Annotated in this window: 14 protein-coding genes; 9 read left to right on the top strand and 5 right to left on the bottom strand. The window is 71.4% G+C overall.

All coding sequences use genetic code 11. From position 1 onward, the window contains the following. Nucleotides 1-5: 5 nt before the first annotated feature. Nucleotides 6-1,535 carry a cytochrome c biogenesis protein ResB gene (resB, locus tag OP04_RS10175; protein WP_051797394.1) on the top strand — a complete coding sequence of 510 codons (1,530 nt, stop codon included), beginning with the start codon at nt 6-8 and terminating at the stop codon, nt 1,533-1,535. Next, the gene (gene ccsB, locus OP04_RS10170; protein WP_033339277.1) at nt 1,535-2,500 is read left to right on the top strand and encodes a c-type cytochrome biogenesis protein CcsB; all 966 of its coding nucleotides are present in this window, start codon (nt 1,535-1,537) and stop codon (nt 2,498-2,500) included. The genes resB and ccsB overlap by 1 nt, the downstream gene beginning before the upstream one ends. A 155-nt stretch (nt 2,501-2,655) precedes the next feature. On the opposite strand, the gene OP04_RS10165 is transcribed toward ccsB, so the two are convergent. Further along, on the bottom strand, nt 2,656-3,282 hold the full coding sequence (locus OP04_RS10165; protein WP_033339437.1) for a hypothetical protein: 627 nt from the start codon (nt 3,280-3,282) through the stop codon (nt 2,656-2,658). A 214-nt stretch (nt 3,283-3,496) separates the two neighbouring features. Between OP04_RS10165 and OP04_RS10160 the strand changes: the two genes are divergently transcribed. The 3 genes from OP04_RS10160 to OP04_RS10150 are packed head-to-tail and all read left to right on the top strand — an operon-like array spanning nt 3,497 to nt 6,457. Continuing rightward, entirely contained in the window at nt 3,497-4,945 is a 1,449-nt protein-coding gene (locus OP04_RS10160) for a menaquinone biosynthesis decarboxylase (protein WP_033339436.1), read from the top strand. Then, a complete protein-coding gene (mqnP, locus tag OP04_RS10155; RefSeq protein ID WP_033339276.1) occupies nt 4,942-5,838 on the top strand; it encodes a menaquinone biosynthesis prenyltransferase MqnP in 897 nt (298 codons plus the stop codon). The genes OP04_RS10160 and mqnP overlap by 4 nt, the downstream gene beginning before the upstream one ends. Next, nucleotides 5,831-6,457, top strand: coding sequence for a UbiX family flavin prenyltransferase (locus tag OP04_RS10150; RefSeq protein WP_033339275.1), 627 nt, complete (start codon nt 5,831-5,833; stop codon nt 6,455-6,457). Before mqnP ends, OP04_RS10150 begins: the two co-directional genes overlap by 8 nt. On the opposite strand, the gene OP04_RS56690 is transcribed toward OP04_RS10150, so the two are convergent. Further along, entirely contained in the window at nt 6,450-6,713 is a 264-nt protein-coding gene (locus OP04_RS56690) for a BldC family transcriptional regulator (protein WP_332309666.1), read from the bottom strand. The two genes, OP04_RS10150 and OP04_RS56690, sit on opposite strands and share 8 nt — an antisense overlap. A 224-nt stretch (nt 6,714-6,937) precedes the next feature. Here OP04_RS56690 and OP04_RS10140 point away from each other — a divergent pair, with 224 nt between their 5' ends. Together OP04_RS10140 and cds1 are read left to right on the top strand one after the other, a co-directional pair. Then, entirely contained in the window at nt 6,938-7,387 is a 450-nt protein-coding gene (locus OP04_RS10140) for an Lrp/AsnC family transcriptional regulator (RefSeq protein WP_033339274.1), read from the top strand. Nucleotides 7,388-7,389: 2 nt separating this feature from the next. Further along, nucleotides 7,390-8,478, top strand: a complete 1,089-nt coding sequence (cds1, locus tag OP04_RS10135; protein ID WP_033339273.1) for an L-cysteine desulfhydrase Cds1 — start codon at nt 7,390-7,392, stop codon at nt 8,476-8,478. Between the two features lie 62 nt (nt 8,479-8,540). Here the strand turns inward: cds1 and OP04_RS10130 are convergent, their stop codons facing one another. Together OP04_RS10130 and OP04_RS10125 are read right to left on the bottom strand one after the other, a co-directional pair. After that, entirely contained in the window at nt 8,541-10,337 is a 1,797-nt protein-coding gene (locus OP04_RS10130; RefSeq protein ID WP_232323528.1) for a DEAD/DEAH box helicase, read from the bottom strand. Between the two features lie 232 nt (nt 10,338-10,569). After that, a complete protein-coding gene (locus OP04_RS10125; protein ID WP_033339272.1) occupies nt 10,570-11,715 on the bottom strand; it encodes a hypothetical protein in 1,146 nt (381 codons plus the stop codon). Here OP04_RS10125 and OP04_RS10120 point away from each other — a divergent pair. Continuing rightward, the gene (locus OP04_RS10120; protein ID WP_157239591.1) at nt 11,663-13,018 is read left to right on the top strand and encodes a hypothetical protein; all 1,356 of its coding nucleotides are present in this window, start codon (nt 11,663-11,665) and stop codon (nt 13,016-13,018) included. The two genes, OP04_RS10125 and OP04_RS10120, sit on opposite strands and share 53 nt — an antisense overlap. A 36-nt stretch (nt 13,019-13,054) precedes the next feature. Beyond that, nucleotides 13,055-13,513, top strand: a complete 459-nt coding sequence (locus OP04_RS10115; RefSeq protein WP_033339270.1) for a hypothetical protein — start codon at nt 13,055-13,057, stop codon at nt 13,511-13,513. A gap of 231 nt (nt 13,514-13,744) precedes the next feature. On the opposite strand, the gene OP04_RS56420 is transcribed toward OP04_RS10115, so the two are convergent. Further along, the gene (locus OP04_RS56420; protein ID WP_033339269.1) at nt 13,745-15,316 is read right to left on the bottom strand and encodes a C40 family peptidase; all 1,572 of its coding nucleotides are present in this window, start codon (nt 15,314-15,316) and stop codon (nt 13,745-13,747) included. Nucleotides 15,317-15,527 lie beyond the last annotated feature (211 nt).

Below are 15,527 nucleotides of genomic sequence, written 5' to 3'. Positions count from 1 at the left end.
CCAGCATGCGTACCGCGCTGACGCTGCTCTTCCTGCTGGCGATCGCGTCGATCCCCGGCTCCGTCTTCCCGCAGCGGAACGTGAGCGCCCAGCAGGTCTCCGACTACTACCAGGAGCACCCGGACCTGGCCCCGACGCTGAACAAGCTCGGCGTCTTCGACGCGTACGCGTCGTTCTGGTTCTCCGCCATCTACGTGCTGCTGTTCGCGTCGCTGATCGGCTGCATCATCCCGCGCCTGCGCGAGCACTGGCAGGCCGTGCGGATGACACCGCCGGAGGCGCCACGCCGCCTGGACCGGCTGCCCGCGTCCGCACCCGCGGAGGAGACCGACGGCACGCCCGCCGAGGCCGCCGCGCGGATCCGCACGATGCTCCGCAAGGGCCGATGGCGTGTCACCGCCCGTGAGCAGGACAACGGCTCGTGGACGGTCAGCGCGGAGAAGGGTCACCTCAAGGAGACCGGCAACCTGCTCTTCCACGTCGCGCTGCTGTCCGTGCTGGCCGGCGTCGCGTTCGGCAGCTGGTACGGCTGGCACGGCAACCGCATCCTGGTCGCCGGCGAGGACACCGCGTTCTGCAACAGCGTCCCGCAGTTCGACGAGAGCGGCCTCGGTGCCCGCGTCGACGAGGCCGACCTGCCCGGCTTCTGCCTGGAGCTCACCGACTTCCAGGCAGAGTTCCTGGACACCGGCATGCCGTCGTCCTTCGAGGCCACGGTCACGGTGGAGGAGAACGGCGCCGTCACCGCCGGGCGCCGGTTCGCGGTCAACTCGCCGCTGCGGCTGCACGGCGCGAGCGTCCACCTGCTCGGTCACGGCTACGCGCCGATCATCCGTTACACCGATAGATACGGCGTCTCCCAGGAACGCGTCACCCCGTTCCTCTCCACAGACAGCATGCTGACCAGCGACGGCGTCGCGAAGTTCCCGGACGCCAACGTGGACCCCGCGACCGGACAGCGCCAGGACGACCAGCAGATCGGCTTCCAGGGCATCTACGTGCCGACCATGCCGGAGAACGGCATGGTCGTGCAGTCGGTCTTCCCGGCCGAGAACAACCCCGGCCTGACGCTGATCGCCTACCGTGGCAACCTCGGCGAGGACGCCGGCGTCCCCAACTCGGTCTACTCGATCAACCAGGCGCAGATCGACAAGGGCAAGCTGACCCAGGTCGGCGAGGCGAAGCTGCTCAAGCCCGGCGAGTCCTGGACGCTCGACGACGGCAGCACGGTCACGTTCGTCGGCACCCGCGACTACGCCACGATCGCCATCCGCAGCGATCCCGGCCAGCTGTTCGTGCTGTTCAGCAGCGTGCTCGGCCTCATCGGACTCACGCTCTCGCTCAACGGCCGACGGCGGCGCGTCTTCTTCCGCATCACCGCTGCCGACCTGCGAGAATCGTCCACGACAACAAGTAGTAGTTTCATGGAGGCCGGTGGGCTGCCGCGCACCGACTATCCGGGCTTCGCCGACGAGTTCGCGCAGCTGGTCGCCGCGACCAGGCCGGGCGGCGGCACCGCTGAAGGGACCGAGTAATGGCTGAGCTCTCCGATCAGCTGCTGGTGGTCACCGTCCTGGCCTACCTGGTCGCGATGATCTGCCACGCCGCGGAGTACGCGTTCGGCACCAAGAGCCACATCGGCCGCGCCGCGCTCCGCCCCGAGCGCGAGCTGGTCATGTCCGGCGGCCCGGCGCTGGTCGAGAAATCGTCCGATCCGGTTGCCGAGGCGCCCAACCCCTGGCGCTCCGTCCTGATCGGCCGCGCCGCCGTCGCGCTCACCGGGCTCGCCGCCGCCGCCCACATCGGCACGCTCATCACCCGCGGCATCGCGGCCGAGCGCGTGCCGTGGGGCAACATGTACGAGTTCATCCTCTCGGCCACGTTCATCGGCATCGCCGCCTGGCTCGTCGTGCTCGTCCGGTGGCCGAACCTGCGCCACCTCGGCCTGTTCGTCGCGCTCTTCCAGGTGCTGCTGCTCGGCGTCGCCGGCATGGTCGCCTACACGCCGGTCGGCCCGCTGGTCCCCGCGCTCGACTCGGCCTGGTTCATCGTCCACATCGCCGCGGTCTCCACGTCCTCCGGCATCTTCCTGCTCGGTGCCGTGCCCGCCGTCCTCTACCTGATGCGCGCCGGCTACGAGAAGGGCAAGCGCTCCTTCCCGTACACGCTGGCCAAGAACGTGCCCGCCGCCGCAGCCCTCGAACGCCTGACGTTCCGCCTGCACGCGTTCGCGTTCCCGATCTGGACGTTCGGCGCGCTCATCGCAGGCCCGATCTGGGCCGAGGCCTCGTGGGGCCGCTACTGGGGCTGGGACCCGAAGGAGGTCTGGGCCTTCATCTCCTGGATCGTCTACGCCGGCTACCTGCACGCCCGCGCCACCCCCAGCGTCAAGCGCAACGTCGCCACCTGGATCGCCATCATCGGCTTCCTGACCATGCTGATGAACCTCTTCGGCGTCAACCTCTTCTTCGGCGGCCTCCACTCCTACGCCGACGTCTGAGCCGACCTGGGGCGCCCCCAGACCCCGGGCCCGCACGCGCGATGGTCCGGCCCGCGTCCTTCCGCCGTGCCCGGAGACAAAGCCGGGTCCAGATCTTCCCGCTTCCAGTCTGGAAGCGGGAAGGTCGTGATCGTGGGTTTGGGGCTCGGCCCGGGTCAGCAGGTGCCGGCGGACCAGAAGGTGTAGCGGGCCTGCCATTCGACGCAGTAGCCGGCGTCGCCCTCGCCGGTGGTGCTGGGGGCGGTGTCGGGGGTCCAGGGGAAGTCTGCCTCGCCGCTGCGGACGCGGGCGTAGTCGACCTCGGCGTGCGGGACGTGCATCGGGGTGGCGCTGTTGTCGTGGTAGATCTCGACGTACTGCTCCATGCGGCCGGTGGGGCCGATCGGGACGCCGGTCTCCGTCAGCAGGTGCCAGGCGCTGTCCCACCAGGCCCAGGCCTGCCACGATCCGGAGGGCGTGACGCGCAGGTCGATCCAGACCTCGTCGCCGGGCGAGAGGCGGATCGCGTCGTGGAAGCGCCACGTCGCGGATGCGCTGTCGTAGGTGTAGAGGCGCTGGCGGCCGCCGCCCCAGCCGGTCTCGGCCCAGCCCGCCTCCAGCCAGGCGACGCCGTCCGGCGTCTCGCGTTTGGCGAGCAGGCGGGCGGCGACGAAGTCGTGGGTCCCGGCGCGGACGTCCGGGTCGCTGATCGTGAAGCGGGCGGACGCGCCGGACCACTCGCCGATCGTGGTCGCGCCCAGGTGGTGATATCCGGACATCCGGCCGCTCGCCGGACTGGGCACCGGAAGCCGATCGTGCACCGGAAGCCGATCGTGTACCGGCGTCAGCGCCGCCAGCATGGCCAAAGCCGCGAGTCCCCGCATACCGCTCCCCGTTCCCTCACCGAGGACAACTCCCGGCGTAATCGAGGAGATACGCACGGTGATTATGTGGCGCGAGTCCGGTTATGGGACCGCCCGCGCGACCGGCGTGGCCGAGTGGTCCAGACTGGTGGTCATGGCGGCGTACACGGACCTGAAGGACTTCCTCGCCGCGCTGGAGAAGTCCGGCGATCTCCGCCGGATCAGCGCGCCGGTCGACCCCACGCTGGAGATCAGCGAGATCGTCACCCGCACGGTACGGGCGCACGGCCCGGCGCTGCTCTTCCAGCGACCGACCCGGGGCGACATGCCGATCGCGATCAACCTGTTCGGCACGCCGGAACGTACCGCGATGGCGTTGGGTGTGGAAACGCTCGACGAGATCGGTGAACGGATCGGCAACATGCTCAAGCCGGAGCTGCCGGTCGGCTGGTCCGGCATCCGGGACGGCATCGGCAAGGTGCTGCAGCTCAAGTCGATGCCGCCGAAGAAGCTGAAGACCGCGCCCTGCCAGGAGCTGGTCTTCAAGGGTGACAAGGTCGACCTGAACATGCTGCCCGGCCTGCAGGTGTGGCCCGGTGACGGCGGGATCTTCCACAACTTCGGCCTCACCCACACGAAGCACCCGGAGAGCGGCAAGCGCAACCTGGGCCTCTACCGGCTGCAGCAGCACTCGCACAACACGCTGGGCATGCACTGGCAGATCCACAAGAACTCCACGGCCCACCACGCGGTCGCGGAGCAGCTCGGCCGGCGGCTGCCGGTGGCGATCGCGATCGGCGCGGACCCGGCCGTCTGCTACTCCGCGTCCGCGCCGCTGCCGGCCGACATCGACGAGTACCTGTTCGCGGGCTTCCTGCGCAACGAGCGCGTCGAGATGGTCGACTGCCTGACCGTGCCGCTCCAGGTCCCGGCGAACGCGCAGATCGTGCTGGAGGGCTACCTGGAGCCGGGCGAGCGCGCGCCGGAGGGCCCGTTCGGCGACCACACCGGGTTCTACACGCCGGTCGAGCCGTTCCCGGTGCTGCACATCGAGGCGATGACCATGCAGCGTGACCCGATCTACCACTCGATCGTCACGTCGCAGCCGCCGCAGGAGGACCACGGCCTGGGCAAGGCCACCGAGCGGATCTTCGCGCCGCTGCTGCGCTTCATGATCCCGGACATCGTCGACTACGACCTGCCGGCCGAGGGCGTGTTCCACAACGCGGCGATCGTCTCGATCCGGAAGCGCTACCCCAAGCACGCGCAGAAGGTGATGAACGCGATCTGGGGCGCGCACATGATGTCGCTGACCAAGCTGATCATCATCGTGGACGAGGACTGCGACGTGCACGACTACTCCGAGGTGGCGTTCCGCGCGTTCGGCAACGTCGACTACTCGCGGGACCTGCTGCTCACCGAGGGTCCGGTCGATCATCTGGATCACTCGTCGTACCAGCAGTTCTGGGGTGGCAAGGCCGGCGTCGACGCGACCCGCAAGCTGCCTACCGAGGGTTACACCCGGGGGTGGCCGGAGAGCATGGTCATGTCCCCGGAGATCGTGCAGAAGGTCGACAAGCGCTGGAAGGAGTACGGGCTGTGACCGACACCGCCGCACGGCCCAACCCGGTCAAGGGGTTCCTCCGGCTGGTGATGATCGAGCACTCGATCTTCGCGCTGCCGTTCGCCTACCTGGCCGCGTTGACCGCCATGCGGTCCCAGGGACCGAACGTCCAGTGGGGCACGCTCGCGCTGATCACGGTCGCGATGGTGTCCGCCCGCACGGTGGCGATGGCGGCGAACCGGATCATCGACGTCCGGATCGACGCGCAGAACCCGCGCACCGCCAACCGCGAGCTGGTCACCGGCGCGATCTCGATGCGCGTCGCCTGGGCCGGCCTGATCGTCTCGCTGGTGATCTTCTTTGTCTCAGCAGGGCTACTTAACCTGCTGTGTCTGCTTTTGTCGCCACTCGCGCTCTTCGCGCTGGTGATCTACTCGTACGCCAAGCGGTTCACCAACTATCCCCAGGTCTTCCTGGGCGCGGCGCAGGCCGTGGCCCCGGCCGGCGCCTGGATCGGCGTGACCGGCGAGTGGTCCTGGGAGGCGGTGGTGCTCGGCCTCGCGGTCGGCACCTGGATCGGCGGCTTCGACTGCATCTACGCCTGCCAGGACGTGGAGATCGACCGGGAGATCGGCGTCGGCTCGGTCCCGGTCAAGCACGGCGTCGCGGGCGCGCTGCTGATCTCGTCCGTCACGCACGTGCTGACGGTCGCGCTCTATGCGTGGTTCGGCTACCTGACCGGCTACGGCTGGTTCTGGTGGATCGGCCTGGCCGGGATCGCCGGTGTGCTGATCTACGAGCACCGCATCGTGCGCCCGGACGACCTGTCCCGCGTGAACCGCGCGTTCTTCACGGCGAACGGGCTGATCGCGGTCGCGCTCTTCGCGTTCGCGCTGCTGGACCTGGTGATCCTGCAGGGCCTTCGTGGCTGAAGGACGGACGCCGTGGGTGGTGGGCGTCTCGGGCGCATCCGGGACGCCCTATGCGGCGGCGGTGCTCCGGGCACTGTTCGAGGCCGGCGAGTCCGTCGACCTGATCGTGTCCCGCGCCGCCCGGCTGACCATCCTGGACGAGACCGGGATGTCGTTCCGCGACGGCCACTGGCAGGACGACCTGGCCGCCTGGCTGGGCACACCGCCCGGCGACGTCCGATACTGGCCGGCCGGTGACCTCGCCGCGGGTCCGAGCAGCGGCTCGTACCCGGTGCGTGGTCTGGTGGTCGTCCCCGCGTCGACCGCGGCCTGTGCCGGCATCGCCATCGGCCTGTCCAAGGACCTGCTTCAGCGCGCGGCCGAGGTGTCGCTCAAGGAGCGACGCCGAGTGGTCGTGGTGCCGCGCGAGACGCCGGTGACCAGGTCACACCTGGAACACCTGATCACGCTGCACGATGCGGGCGCGGTGGTGCTCCCGGCCAGCCCCGGTTTCTACGGGGCTGGCGCGGGAGCCTCTGCACAACAGCTCGTCGACTTCGTGGCGGGAAAGGTGCTGGACGCGCTGGGCGTGCCCCACACACTCTTCCGCCGTTGGACGGGTGAGCTGAACGCTAATTGAGCGACGGCGGGTTGTACCCGCCGTGCCCACCTCCGTTGCCGTTACCCTCGGGCGGTAGGTCCCTGTTCAGCTCCTCCAGGGCACCTTCACCCTCGAGCAGCTGCCGGACCTCCGACTCGCGGAAGCGGCGGTGACCGCCCGGTGTTCTGATGCTTCCGATCCGGCCGGCGGCCGCCCAGCGAGTGACCGTCTTCGGGTCGACGCGGAACAGCGCAGCCACCTCGCCCGGCGTCAGCAGACGATCTCCAGTGTCCACGACCCCTCCTAGCGTCGATCGATGCTTCGGGGGTTCTTGATTACTTTCCGTGTCCACACCGAAGCACTCTAGGGACGTACGGCCATTGAATCACCGCCCGCGAAGCGTGTCCGTGGAACATGGAAAACGCACTGCTTGGGCCGTTCGGCGGTACTATCTGCGAGCAAAGTTCTGATTTGCGATGGATCGCCGCGCGCGGCCGGGGGCGATAGTGTTTACACACCGTGGATACAACTGACCTGAAAATAGTGGAGCTGCTGCGCAGTAATGCGCGCATCTCGTACGCGGAGCTGGCCCGCCAGGTCGGCCTCTCCGCCCCCGCCGTGCACGAGCGGGTCGGCAAACTCGAAGCCAACGGTGTCCTGCGCGGATACCAGGCCGAGGTCGACCCGGATGCTGTCGGGCTGGGCGTCACCGCGTTCATCGGCATCGTGCAGGACTCCGGCGGTGACACCGACGACGTCGGCGCCGCGCTGCGCGAGATGCCGGAGATCGAGGACTGCTACTTCATGGCCGGCGTCGAGTCGTTCCAGATCAAGGTGCGGGTCGGGTCGATAGCCGAGCTGGAGCAGATCGTGGTGCGCATCGGGCGCATCCCCGGCGTCGCCAGCACCCGCACCGCCATCGCGCTCTCCACCAAGTTCGAGCACCGACCGCAGCCGGTGGTGAGGTGAGCGTGGACTTCTCCCGCACGGACGAGCCGGCCCGCATCTGGGTGACCGAGGCGATCGCCAAGGTCGAGGCGGATGCGAACCGGTCCGCCGACACGCACCTGCTGCCGTTCCCGCTGCCGCCGGAGTGGGGTGTCGACCTCTACCTCAAGGACGAGTCAGTGCACCCCACCGGCTCGCTCAAGCACCGGCTCGCCCGCTCGCTGTTCCTCTACGGGCTCTGCAACGGCTGGATCGGGCCGGAGACCGCGATCGTGGAGGCGTCCTCCGGCTCCACCGCGGTCTCGGAGGCGTACTTCGCGCGCATGCTCGGCCTGCGGTTCATCGCGGTCATGCCGGCCACCACGTCCGCCGAGAAGATCAGCCTGATCGAGTTCCAGGGCGGCAGCTGCCACCTGGTCGACAGCCCGTCCGCCGTGGTCATCGAGGCCCGGCGCCTGGCGGACGACCTCGGCGGGCACTTCATGGACCAGTTCACCTACGCGGAGCGCGCGACGGACTGGCGCGGCAACAACAACATCGCCGAATCGATCTTCGCTCAGCTGTCGCTGGAGCGGCACCCGGTGCCGGCCTGGCTGGTCACCGGCGCGGGCACCGGCGGCACCAGCGCCACGCTCGGCCGCTACGTCCGGTACCGCCGCCACGACACCCGCATCTGCGTCGTCGACGTGGAGAACTCGGCGTTCTTCCCGGCGTACCGCGACGCGGACTGGACCGTCGAGACCGGCAAGGGATCCCGGATCGAGGGCATCGGCCGCCCCCGCGTCGAAGCGAGCTTCCAGCCCGCCGTGGTCGACCGCATGATCGCCATCCCGGACGCGGCCTCGCTCGCCGCCATGCGGGCCGCCAGCGCGGTCCTGGGCCGCCGCGTGGGCGGTTCCACCGGCACGAACCTGTGGGGCGCGTTCCAGCTCCTGGCCGAGATGCGCGCGACCGGCAGGACCGGCTCGGTCGTCACGCTGCTCTGCGACGGCGGCGAGCGCTACGCGGACACGTACTACTCCGACGCCTGGGTCACCCAGCAGGGCCTGGACCTCACGCCGCACCTCGAGCAGGTGGGCAAGTTCCTCGCCACCGGCGTCTGGCCGTCCTGACGCGTTGAGGGCCGCCACCCGATCCGGGTGACGGCCCTCAATTCACGAACAGATCAAAACCCTCAGTGGGTACGCGCGGGGCGCCGGTGCGGACGCTCGCCACCGCTCGGGCGGTCGTCGCGCGGCCGGTCGTCACGGGGACGGTCGTCGCGCGGACGCTCGTCCCGCGAACGCCAGCTCGGACGCCGGTCGGCACCGAAACCGCCACCGCTCGCCCGGTCGCCGCCGAAGCCGCCGCCGGTCGGACGGTCACCACCACCGAAGCTCGGACGGTCGCCGCCGAAACGACGCTCGCCGCCACCGGCCTGGCCACCCTCGCGGGGGCCGTCGAAGCGGCGCGGACGGTCCTCACGCGGGCCGTCGAAGCGACGCGGGCCACGGTCACCGTCGAAACGACGCGGGCCACGGTCACGGTCGCCGCCACCGTTGCCGAAGCGACGGCCGCCGCCACGGCCACCCTCGGAACGACGCGGCTCCGGCTCCTCGATCACCGGGATGCCGGACGGCTCCTGCGCGCCGACCAGCTCGGTCAGCGCGGCGTCGCCGGCCCGCACGCGGGTCTGCGCCGGGCTGACGCCGGCCTTCTCCAGCATGCCGAGCGTGGTGCGACGCTGCTTCGGCAGCACCAGCGTGGCGACCGCGCCGGACTCGCCGGCACGGGCGGTGCGACCGGCCCGGTGCAGGTAGTCCTTCGGGTCCTTCGGCGGGTCGACGTGCAGCACCAGCGAGATGCCGTCCACGTGGATGCCACGCGCGGCGACGTCCGTGGCGACCAGCACGTTCGTCCGGCCCTCCTTGAACTCCGCCAGCGTGCGGGTGCGGGCCCGCTGCGTCTTGCCGCCGTGCAGCGCGCCGGCGCGGACGCCGACCGCGTGCAGCTGCTCGACCAGCCGGTCCACGCCCATCTGCGTACGCGCGAAGATGATCGTGCGGCCCTTGCGGGCGGCGATCTGCGCGGTCACCGGGAACTTGTCCTGCGGCGGGATCAGCAGCATGTGGTGATCCATGGTCGTCACGGTCGCGACGGCCGGCGCGGTCGAGTGCGTCACCGGGTCGACCATGAACCGGCGGACCAGCGAATCCACGTCCTTGTCGAGCGTCGCGGAGAAGAGCAGCCGCTGGCTGCCCTGCGGCGTCTTGGACAGCAGCTCGGTGACCTCGGGCAGGAAGCCCATGTCGGCCATCTGGTCGGCCTCGTCCAGAACCGTGACCTCGATCTTGTCGAGGCTGCAGACGCCCCGGTTGATCAGGTCGCCGAGGCGGCCCGGCGTGGCGACGATGATCTCGACGCCCCGGCGGAGCGAGTCGATCTGACGGTCGTACGGCACACCGCCGACCGCGGTCTTGATGAACACGCCCAGCGGCTTGCCCAGCGGCATCAGCGCGTCCGCCACCTGCATGGCGAGCTCGCGCGTCGGCACCAGGATCAGGGCCTTGGGGTGGTGCGGCTCGGCACGGCCACCGGCGGCCACGCGGGCCAGCACCGGAAGGCCGAACGCCAGCGTCTTGCCGGAGCCGGTCTGGCCGCGGCCGAGAACGTCCTTGCCGGCCAGCGCGTCGGGAACGGTGACAGCCTGGATCTCGAACGGCGTCGTGATGCCCTCACGGGCAAGCGCCTTCACCAGGCGGTTGGGAAGACCGAGGTCTTCGAAGCTCGGGCCCTGCTCTTGCTCTGCCACGTCGGCGGGGTCCACCGCGTCGTCGCGCTCAACCATGGTGGCGGGCTCCGTTACGTCGGTGGGCGTCGCCGGGACGGCGGCAGAAGCGGTCTTCGCGGGAGCGGAGACGGACTCGGCGGAAGGGTCCGCGGACGAGTCGAAGAGGGACGGGAACGTGCTGGGGTCAACGAAAGTCGTCAAAGAAACCTCTCAACGGGGCGCATGCTCGCTAAGTGGCCCCGCCGCGGCGAGGGGAGTCGCCGCGAATGCCCTGCAAGAACGCCCTGCGGCAGGCGCTGATCGCGCCGACCGGAACCAATGGATGAATGACAGCCTACCCGTCAACCAGCGGCGATCCGGGGGCATTCCCGTCCTGTAGTGGCGGGGCTCACTGTGTTACCCCGCCACCGTAACGTCCGAATTGTTCTTGCGTTTACTGCCCGAACAACCCCTTGACCAGGTCACCCAGCACAATCGCGGCGACGATTCCGATCACCACGATGGCCGCGAAGACGCTCCCAAGGATGACCACCACACGGGTGGAATTGTTCGAATTGGAATTGTCGCTCCACCGTTGCGGCGACAGGATGTGCCCGGTCAGTGACCCCGTGTTCTCGATGGCCGGATTGGCCGGCACGGCCCGCGCCGCGGGCTCACCCGAACGGGCCGGCGGCGAGTAGACGGTGCCGGATTCCCGGCGCTGACCGCGCGCCCACTGGTTGTACTCGGCGGACGCGGCCACCCCGTGCGGATCGTCCGGGCTGTCCGGCGAGTACCCACGCGCGACCGGCGTCACGTTCGACTCACTGCGCTGCGGCCACTGACGGCCTGCCTCGGGAGCCGGCCACGGCGGCACGCCACCCGCGTTCCCGGGCCGCACCTGCGCGTGCGCGGCGGACGAGGACGTCCAGGTGGTCCCGCCCGCGGGCGGCGGCGGGAACGGCGGCATCGGAGACGGCGACGGGAACGGCGGGGCGGGCGACGGCGTCGGCGGCGCGGGCGGCATCGGCACCGGCGGACCCGGGTGCGGCCCCGGCTGACCGGGCCGGTTCGGATCCGGGAACGGCGTCGGCACCGGCCCCGGTCCGGGCGCGGGCGGCTCGGCCGGCTGCGGCGGCTCCATCGGGTCCGGCGGCCGGACCGGGTCCGGCTCGGTCGAGGTCGGCGCCGCGGCCCCGTAGACACGCGGATATCCGCTGCCCGAGGTCCCGCCGCTCAAGGCCCCACCGGGCGCGTCCGGCGCAATGCGGTTCATCCCGGGTACGGACGCGCGCGCCCGGGTCGGCTCGCCCGGTGCCACGCTGCCGCTGCGCTGCGCGGGAAGCGAGTAGTCCGGCTGCACCGGCGCCGCCGCGCCACCGGCGGGCTGCCCGTAGGACGTGGGCTGCCCGTAGGACGTCGGCGACGACGCGGCCTGTCCGTAGGAGGTCGGCGACGCGGCCCGGAACGGGGGCGGCCCGCTCGTCACCGGCGGCGACGAGACCGGCGCCCCACCGGAGACCGGCGAGGGCGGCCCGGAGACCGGCGTGCTGCTGCCGAACGCGGGGAACGGCGTGGCCGAGATCGGCGCACCGGACACCGGCGCCGTGCCCGCGGACGAGCCGGACGACGCGGTGCCCGCCGGTGGACCGGAGACGGACGCGTTGCCGAACCCCGGGAAGGACGAGGCGGGCGCGCCACCGGACACCGGCGTCGTGCCCGAGGGCGGCCCGGAGACGGGCGCGTTGCCGAAGCCGGGGAACGACGAGGCGGGCGCGCCACCGGACACCGGCGTCGTGCCCGAGGGCGGCCCGGAGACCGGCGCGTTGCCGAACCCCGGGAAGGACGAGGAGGACCCCGGCGCCCCGCCGGAGACCGGCGTGGTGGACGCGGGAGGCCCGGAGACCGGTGCACCGCTGCCGAACGCCGGGAACGGCGTGGCCGAGATCGTCGCCCCACCCGAAACCGGTGCCGAGGACCCGGGCGGCCCCGAGACGGGCGCGCTGCTGCCGAACGCCGGGAACGGCGTGGCGGTAGCCGGCGCCCCGCCGGAGACCGGCGTCGCGGACGCGGGCGGCCCCGAGACCGGCGTGCTGCCGAACGCGGGGAACGGCGTGGCCGAGATCGGTGCGCCGGAGACGGGCGTTTCCGCGCCTGGCGAACTGCCGAACGCGGGGAACGGTGCGCCGCCCGAGACGGGAGCATCCGAGGCGGGCGTGTCCGTGGCCGGCGCGCTGCCGAAGGCCGGGAACGGCGTGTCGGAGGCCGGTGCGCCGCCGGAGACGGGCGTGTCCGAGGCCGGTGCGCCCCCGAACGCCGGGAACGGCGCGTCGGAGGCCGGTGCGCCGCCGGAGACCGGCGAATCCGTGGCCGGCGTGCTGCCGAAGGCCGGGAACGGCGTGTCGGAGGCCGGTGCGCCGCCGGAGACCGGCGCGTCCGAGCTCGGAGCCCCACCGGAGACCGGAGCGGAGGAGAAGGACGGCGGGGCCGACACGGATGCGCTGCCGGCAACGGCCGCCGCGGACGAGGCCGGGGGTGCGGACGCGGGCCGCGGGTCGTCGTGGCCGAGCGCGAACGCGTTCGGCCAGGACGTGCTCTGCACGCCGAGCGGCGATGCGGCCGCGGCCGCCGAGGCCGGAGCGGCCGGGGAAACCGGGCTGAGCGCCGGCACAGTGTCCGGGGAGGCCGGCACGATGGCCGGGGACGCGGGGCTGTCGGCCGACGAGCCGGCCGCGGACGAAACCGGATCAGCGTCCGAACCGGCACCGGCCGACACGGCAGCAGACGACACGGCACCGCGTGAGGCGGCTGCGGACGACACGTCACCGGACGAGGTGGCAGCGCTCGACGACGCCGCGCTGAGCGGCGACACAGCGGCAGCCACGACTCCCCCCGCGGCCTGAGACGCGGCGGAAGACTCGGAAGCAGACGAATCCGGCTTGTCGGCGTCGCGGATCGGCGCGGGCTCGCTCTGGGCGGTGGCGACCGCCGCGTTGAGCGAGGCGTCAGCCGTCTCCCGCTTCGGCATCGCAAAGCTCGACCAGGCCGATGCGCCGTCACCCGCCGCACCGGAACCCGCCGTGCCGAAGCCCGCCGCACCGGAACCCGCCGTGCCGAAGCCCGCCGCACCAGAGCCCGCGGTGCCGAAGCCCGATGCGCCAGAGCCGGACGCACCAGAACCGGGCGTGCCGGCGCCAGACACGCCGGAAGCGGACAGGCCGGCGCTCGGCGCGGTGGACGTGGCCGGGCTGTCGCCGGTGAAGTCGGCGAAGCCGGGGCTCGCGGACATGTCCGGCGTGGTGAACGCCAGGACCGGCGCGGGCGTTATCGGCCCGGATGCCGGTGTCAGTGGGGCCGGCGGCTCGCCGGACGCCTCTGCCAGGTCACCGGCCCGGTAGGTCCGCCCCTCGGCCGGCACCCGGGACGGAAGCGCCCCGAAACCGGCCGGATCACCCGCGGTAGCACCGGTTACGGAAGCGCGTCCCACCTGGGCACGTGCCACCGCCGCCGGGTTGCTCTCGGACGCGTCGGCGCCCTGCACCCGATCCTCGCTCATGACCTTTGCCTCCCACGCTTCACCCTCGCATAAACGTGCCATACCCGCGAGTCACGGGACAGGCGACCCGGGATCAGCCGTTCGCGGAGGCGGAGGCGCTGCCGGACGCGGACGAGGACGCGCTGCTGGAGGCCTTTGCGCTCTCGCCGGCGGCCGAGGACGCGCTGGCCGATGTGCCGCTGGACGGCGTATTCGACGGTGGGCCGGACGAGGTGGCCGAGACGGACGGCGTGGGCGTCGGCGTCGGGGTGGGCGTCGGCACCGTCGGCGTCGGGGACGGCGTGGTCGGCTGCGGCGTCGGCGAGCTGGGCTTGGACGGCGTCAGCGACGGCCTGGGCGTCGTCGGCGTCGGTGTGGGAGTCGGGGTGGGGGTGGGCGTTGGAGTCGGCGTGGGGGTCGGCGTCGGGGTGGGCGTCGGCTTCGGCTTCTCGTTGCCGTTGGCCGGCGCCTCGACCGCGCCGAAGACACGGGTGGCGGCGAAGAACCGCGACCAGTGGATCGACTGGATCTTGACGACCTCGCCCGTGGTCGGCGCGTTGATCATCTTGCCGTCGCCGACGTACATGCCCACGTGGTAGACGTCGCTCCACCGGCTGCTGGTGCTGAAGAAGACCAGGTCGCCCGGGAGCATCGCGGTCTTCGGGACGGTCTTGCCGCGGGTCGCGTAGTACTGGTCGTTGGCGACGCGGGGGAGACCGTAGTAGCCGGCGCCCTGCCGGTAGGCGGCCCACATCAGGCCGGAGCAGTCGTAGGTCTCCGGGCCCTCGGCGGCCCACTCGTACCACTTACCGCGCTGTGCCATCGCGAACGCGAGCGCGGCCAGCGCCTTGGGGTGCGCGGTCAGGCCGTCCGTCGTCGTGTTGTCGACGTAGTCCGCACCGAGCGCGGCCTCGGCCGCGTCCTGCTGGGCCGCGATCGCGGTCAGCTCGTCCTCGTGCGTCTCGCGGAGCTTGAGCAACTGCTGCTCCAACGCCTTCATGGCGTCCTGCAGCGTGGTGAACTGCGTGCGGATCTGCGTCTCGGTGGCCACGGCGGTGTCGCGCGCGGTCATCGCGGCGAGCGAGGCCTCCTGGGCGCGGGCCAGCTCGCGTGCGGTGCGCTCCGCGTCGTTGTCCGAGTCGCGCGGCACGCGCCAGAGCGAACCGATCTTGTAAAGGTCGGAGTCGAACGTGCCGGGTGGGAGCGCCGCCTCCTCCTTCAGCGTCTTGGCGGCCGCGCTGTCCGTCGCGGCCTGCGCGGTGGCGAGCGCGGTGCTGGTGGCGGTGACCTGCTGCTCCGCGACGACGACGGCGGCCGCGGCCTGGTTGACCTGCTCCTCCAGCGCCAGGAGCCGCTGACCGGCCTGGGCGACCTCGGTCTGCTTGGCCTCCAGCTCGGCCGCTATCGGGTTGCCGGTGACCGACGTGTTCTGCGTGACGCCGCCGTTGCCGCCGGGCGTGGTGCCCGCGGCGCCGGGGAGGGCGAGCGCGCCGGTCGCGGCCGGCCGGGAGCCGGCGTCCGGGATGCCGGGGATCGGCGGCGCCGCATACGCCGGAGAGCTGATCACCGCGGCCAGCGTCGCGCTGACCACGGCGGTGAAGATCACCGGTCGCAGCAGCGGAGACGGTGCGGCCCGATGGCGTCCCACATGAGCGTTCTGACCCATACCATTCCCCACGTGCTCGCCGGTCGACCTACCGTGGATCATCCCGGCTCGTCCCGTTCCCCCTAAGGGTGTACCTCACACTGCCACAGGGTGTCGATCGGTCTATGGCGATAGGTCGCTGTGAAGTAGCTGAAATTCGCGCGTTTTGCGGGGATAAATCGGAAACTTCGTCGCGTTTGGACGACGTGAGATCCACTGCGGCCGCCTGATC

The organism is Catenuloplanes japonicus, assembly GCF_000717135.1.
GTDB classification, from domain to species: Bacteria; Actinomycetota; Actinomycetes; order Mycobacteriales; family Micromonosporaceae; genus Catenuloplanes; species Catenuloplanes japonicus.
Note: the sequence above shows the minus strand (reverse complement) of the source record. Positions and strands in the feature narration are given on the sequence as shown.

What these genes read in the sequence shown, in the direction of transcription:
- ccsB (WP_033339277.1), top strand. Translation starts at nt 1,535, where the DNA reads ATGGCTGAGCTCTCCGATCAGCTGCTGGTGGTCACCGTCCTGGCCTAC.
- OP04_RS56420 (WP_033339269.1), bottom strand. Translation starts at nt 15,316, where the DNA reads ATGGGTCAGAACGCTCATGTGGGACGCCATCGGGCCGCACCGTCTCCG.
- OP04_RS10160 (WP_033339436.1), top strand. Translation starts at nt 3,497, where the DNA reads ATGGCGGCGTACACGGACCTGAAGGACTTCCTCGCCGCGCTGGAGAAG.
- resB (WP_051797394.1), top strand. Translation starts at nt 6, where the DNA reads ATGCGTACCGCGCTGACGCTGCTCTTCCTGCTGGCGATCGCGTCGATC.